Source organism: Saccharopolyspora sp. NPDC002686 (genome assembly GCF_040295745.1).
In the GTDB taxonomy this organism is placed as follows: domain Bacteria; phylum Actinomycetota; class Actinomycetes; order Mycobacteriales; family Pseudonocardiaceae; genus Saccharopolyspora; species Saccharopolyspora oryzae.
The window spans coordinates 1-3,641 of record NZ_JBEOVY010000522.1 but is presented as its reverse complement, the minus strand read 5'-3'; the positions used below and the strand labels follow the sequence as shown (position 1 = coordinate 3,641).

General features: G+C 70.7%; 4 protein-coding genes. 2 read left to right on the top strand and 2 right to left on the bottom strand.

All coding sequences use genetic code 11. The features are described 5' to 3' along the window. Nucleotides 1-24: 24 nt before the first annotated feature. Nucleotides 25-702, bottom strand: a complete 678-nt coding sequence (locus tag ABTZ89_RS36875) for a DUF2848 domain-containing protein (protein WP_270947047.1) — start codon at nucleotides 700-702, stop codon at nucleotides 25-27. A 99-nt stretch (nucleotides 703-801) separates the two neighbouring features. Here ABTZ89_RS36875 and ABTZ89_RS36870 point away from each other — a divergent pair, with 99 nt between their 5' ends. Next, nucleotides 802-2,091, top strand: coding sequence for an MFS transporter (locus tag ABTZ89_RS36870; RefSeq protein ID WP_351053709.1), 1,290 nt, complete (start codon nucleotides 802-804; stop codon nucleotides 2,089-2,091). Between the two features lie 46 nt (nucleotides 2,092-2,137). Here ABTZ89_RS36870 and ABTZ89_RS36865 read toward each other — a convergent pair whose 3' ends face one another. Further along, the gene (locus ABTZ89_RS36865) at nucleotides 2,138-2,764 is read right to left on the bottom strand and encodes a GntR family transcriptional regulator (RefSeq protein ID WP_270947045.1); all 627 of its coding nucleotides are present in this window, start codon (nucleotides 2,762-2,764) and stop codon (nucleotides 2,138-2,140) included. A 61-nt stretch (nucleotides 2,765-2,825) separates the two neighbouring features. Here ABTZ89_RS36865 and ABTZ89_RS36860 point away from each other — a divergent pair, with 61 nt between their 5' ends. Next, a complete protein-coding gene (locus ABTZ89_RS36860; protein WP_270947044.1) occupies nucleotides 2,826-3,617 on the top strand; it encodes a carbon-nitrogen hydrolase family protein in 792 nt (263 codons plus the stop codon). Nucleotides 3,618-3,641: the final 24 nt, after the last annotated feature.

Sequence of the window (3,641 nt, the reverse complement as noted above, 5' to 3'; positions counted from 1 at the left end):
AAAACGCGCACGGGGCCGCCGCGCTCAGGCCACCGGGTCGGGCATGCGGTCGAGCCGGTACTCGCAGGCGATGGTGGCGCCGGTCTTCGGGTCGCCGAGCTCCACGCGCCAGGAGTCGGCGAACTGGTCGACCGCCGAGTCCATCGGGATGGTGCCGGACAGCAGCACGGTGCCCGGCTTCAGCAGGCCGCGTTCCCGCAGGTCGTCGAGCCAGTACTGGGGCGAGAGCAGTTCCGCCAGGGTGCCCTGCTGGATCTTCTCGCCGCCCGCCCAGGCGGTCAGGGTGAGCTCGTCGATGCGGTCGGCGACGTCGACCAGCCGCCACGCCTGGCGTCCCAGCACGTCCGGCCCGGCCTGCTTGCTCCACGCGACGCCGTGCACCTCCAGCGCCCGGTCGGTGTGGTCGCAGGCCACCGTGAGCAGCACGTCGCGCTCCTCCGGCCCGGCGACGACCAGCGCCCACTCCGCCTCACCGGAGGTGCGCTCGTGCTGCACCGGGACCTCGTCGGGCTGCATCGCCAGGTACGGCGCGACCGGGTACAGGCAGGGCGTGCTGGTCGGTGCGGGCACCCCGAGTTCGGCCAGCTCGGCGACGTGCGCGGCCACGTCGTCCTGGCTGCGGCCGGCGTAGCCGCCGTTGAGCAGCGTCGTCACCGACACCTCGACGGTTTCGCCGTTGACATCGAAACGCAGTGGAAACACAATCCCCTCCAAGACCGGCATACCTGTTGTATACATTTCGTATCACAACTCCCCGCGCTGCGGCGCGGCAAGCCACCAGTCGGGACGACAAGGACCTCGATGACTCAAGCCCTCCCCACCACCGCGCGGCCACCCCGCAAGGACCTGATCAAGGCGTTCGTCGCGTCGCTGAGCGGGACGTCCTTGGAGTGGTACGACTTCGCCGCCTACTCGGTGGCCTCCGCGCTGGTGTTCGGCCAGCTGTTCTTCCCCAGCCACGACCCGCTCTCGGGCACGTTGCTGGCGTTCTCCACCTACGCCGTCGGCTACGTCTCCCGACCGCTCGGCGGCTTCGTCTTCGGCCGCCTCGGCGACGTCCTCGGCCGCAAGCAAGTCCTGGTCATCACGCTGCTGGTCACCGGCATCTCGACGGTGTTCATCGGCCTGCTGCCCACGCACGAGCAGGTCGGCTCGCTCGGCGCTGTGCTGCTGGTGATCCTGCGGTTCGCCCAGGGCGTCGGCATCGGCGGCGAGTGGGGCGGCGCGGTGCTGCTGTCCAGCGAGTTCGGCAGCGACAAGCACCGCGGGTTCTGGGCGTCGGCGGCGCAGATCGGTCCGCCGGCGGGCAACCTGATGGCCAACGGCGTGCTGGCGGTGCTGGCCGCGACGCTCACCCAGGAGCAGTTCATGTCCTGGGGCTGGCGGGTGGCGTTCCTGCTCTCGGCCGTGCTGGTGATCTTCGGCATGTGGATCCGGGTGAAGCTGGAGGAGACCCCGGTCTTCAAGGAGCTGCAGGAGAAGGGCGAGCAGGCCGGTGCACCGGTGCGCGAGGTCTTCACCCGCGAACCGCGGGCGCTGGTGTCGGCGATCCTCTCCCGCGTCGGCCCGGACGTGCTCTACGCGCTGTTCACGGTCTTCGTGCTCACCTACGCGACGCAGCAGCTGGACGTGCCCAAGAGCTGGGCGGTCACCGGTGTCATGCTCGGCTCGACGCTGCAGCTCTTCCTGATGCCGCTGGCCGGCGCGCTGTCCGACCGGCTCGGCCGTCGTCGGGTCTACGCGGTGGGCGCGATCGGGGCGGCGGTGTGGCCGTTCGTGTTCTTCCCGATGGTCCAGGGCGGTTCGGCGCCGCTGCTGATCATCGGCGTGATCGTCGGCCTGGTCTGGCACGCGCTCATGTACGGCCCGCAGGCGGCGTTCGTGTCCGAGCAGTTCAGCCCTGCACTGCGCTCGACCGGATCGTCGCTGGCCTACACGCTGGCCGGTGTGATCGGTGGCGCGCTGGCGCCGCTGCTGTTCACGGCGCTGTTCGCCCACTTCGAGACCTGGATGGCCCCTGCCTTCTACCTGCTGGCGACCTGCGTGGTGACGTTGATCGGCCTCACCCTCGGACGCCGCGACGCGCAGTGAAGTCCGCTGGAACCCCTCCTGGTCGTCCGGGAGGGGTTCCGGGGCGTCAGCCCTCGATGAGGACTTGCTGGGTGGCCGAGAGGTGGGCGGTGATCGCCGCGGTGGCGGCTTCCGCGTCGCCCGCTTCGAGGGCGTCGACGATCGCCTCGTGCTCGACCAGCACCGCCTTGCGCCGGTCGCCGTGGGAGAACAGGGCCACGATGCCGGCGCGGATCTGCCGGGCGCGCAGCCCGTCGTAGGTCTTGCTCAGCATGTCGTTGCCGACCGCGCGGACCAGGGCCGAGTGGAAGCGGTGGTCCCGGTCGATGAACGCCCGGGCCTCGTCATCGCCGACGAGCTCGCGCTGACCGTCGATCTCGGCGCGCATCTCCGCCACCGGCACCGCGCCGAGCTCGACGGCGCGCCGCGCGGCGTAGCACTCGATCATGGCCCGGATCTCGAACAGCTCGCGGATCTCGCGGCCGCCGACCGGCGCGATGTAGGCGCCGCGCTTGGGCACCAGCTGCACCAGCTCCTCGGCGGCGAGCAGGAGCAGCGCCTCGCGGATCGGCGTGCGGGACACCCCGATCTCGTCGGCCAGGGCCTGTTCGTTGACGAACAGCCCCTGCATCGACGGGTCGCTGAGGACGGTGTCCTTGAGGTGGTCGTAGGCGAGTTCGCGTCCGGACGGCAACGAGTACCCCTTCTTGCATATCGCTGGTATACAAACATCGTAACGGTTGTGGAGGATTCTCATGCGGATTGCGCTGTGCCAGATCGTCACCGGCCCGGACCCGAAGGCGAACCTCGAGCTGGTGGCCGACGGCGTGCGCCGGGCTGCTGAAGCCGGGGCGGACCTCGCGGTGTTCCCGGAAGCGACGATGGCCTGCTTCGGCGTCAAGCTCGGCCCGCTGGCCGAACCGCTGGACGGGCCGTGGGCCACCGAGGTGCGGAGGCTGGCCGACGAGGCCGGCATCGCGGTGGTGGCCGGCATGTTCACCCCGGCTGACGACGGCCGGGTCACCAACACGCTGCTGATCACCGGCCGCGGCATCGACACCGCCTACGACAAGATCCACCTCTTCGACGCCTTCGGCTTCGCCGAGTCCGACACCGTCGCCCCCGGCGCGGAACCGGTCGTGGTGGACCTCGACGGCACCAAGGTCGGCTTCACGACCTGCTACGACGTCCGCTTCCCCGGCCTCTACACCGCGCTGGCCGACCGCGGCGCGTCGGTGATCGTCACCTCGGCCTCCTGGGGCTCGGGCGAGGGCAAGCGCGAGCAGTGGGAACTCCTGGTCCGGGCCCGCGCCCTGGACTCGACGTCCTGGGTGGTGGCCTGCGGCCAGGCCGACCCGCGCAGCATCGGCCGCGAACCGTCCGGCAAGGCCCCCACCGGCATCGGCTACAGCCTCGCGGCCACCCCGTTCGGCCAGATCCACGCCCAGCTCGCCGACGCCCCGGACGTCCTGGTCGTCGACGTCGACACGGCCACCGTCGACCAGGCCCGCCAAGCGATCCCGGTCCTGACCAACCGCCGCTTCTGAACGAGGCGGAGGGCGCCTTTCGCC